The sequence below is a fragment of the Streptomyces sp. WM6386 genome (assembly GCF_000972385.1).
Taxonomy (GTDB): Bacteria; Actinomycetota; Actinomycetes; order Streptomycetales; family Streptomycetaceae; genus Streptomyces.
The window spans coordinates 1-697 of record NZ_JXTE01000327.1 but is presented as its reverse complement, the minus strand read 5'-3'; the positions used below and the strand labels follow the sequence as shown (position 1 = coordinate 697).

At 68.7% G+C, this 697-nt stretch carries 1 protein-coding gene; it reads right to left on the bottom strand.

All coding sequences use genetic code 11. From position 1 onward, the window contains the following. A partial coding sequence (locus TN53_RS41515) for a hypothetical protein (RefSeq protein WP_046264074.1) occupies window positions 1-697 on the bottom strand: 697 nt, incomplete at both ends.

The following is a 697-nucleotide window of genomic DNA, read 5'->3' as shown; positions in this document are numbered from 1 at the left end:
CCCGCCACGCCATCGCCGCGTGCAGGGCGAAGTGGGTGTCTTGGGTTAGTTCGTCGAGAGAGCGCAGCATGCTGCCCGTGGGCTGCTCGCCGCTGCGGATGCGGGCCTCAATGACGTCGGGAAGGTTGTCCACGAGAGCGTCCGTCGCCTCGCCGGGCGTGGACCGTGCCCCGTCGCGGAAACAGGCGATGGCCTCCTCGTAGTTGCCAAGGCTCAGCTCCAGCAGGCCCAAGGCCTCGCTGGCATCGCGCGGGTAGTCTGTGTCCGAGCGCCGCAAGGCGATTGCCTGTAGGCCGTGTTCACGGCATCGTTCGACATCGCCACGGATCGCCTCGACGTAGGTCAGCGCGCTGAGCGCTAAGTACTGCCAGAACTCGTCGTTCGTAAAGTCGGCCAGGTCGACCGCGTCGGTGGCGGCGGCCCTGGCGGCTTCCATCCGGCCGCCGACAGCCTCGGCGTACGCGGATACGTACAGCGCGAAGGGCATCAAGCCGATCGCCCCGTCAGCCCGCAGCCGGGTCAGGACAGTGTTGATCGTCGCCCGGGCGAGCGCGTGTTCGCCAGTCAGGATCATGGTGCCCGCGGCCAGGATGACGTACTCGAGGGCCAGTGGGCCGTCGAGAGGGTCGGTGACCAGTGCCTGGCAGCCCCGCAGCCTTTCCCGGCCCGAGCGGCTCTGGCCCAGGTGGAGCAGGGT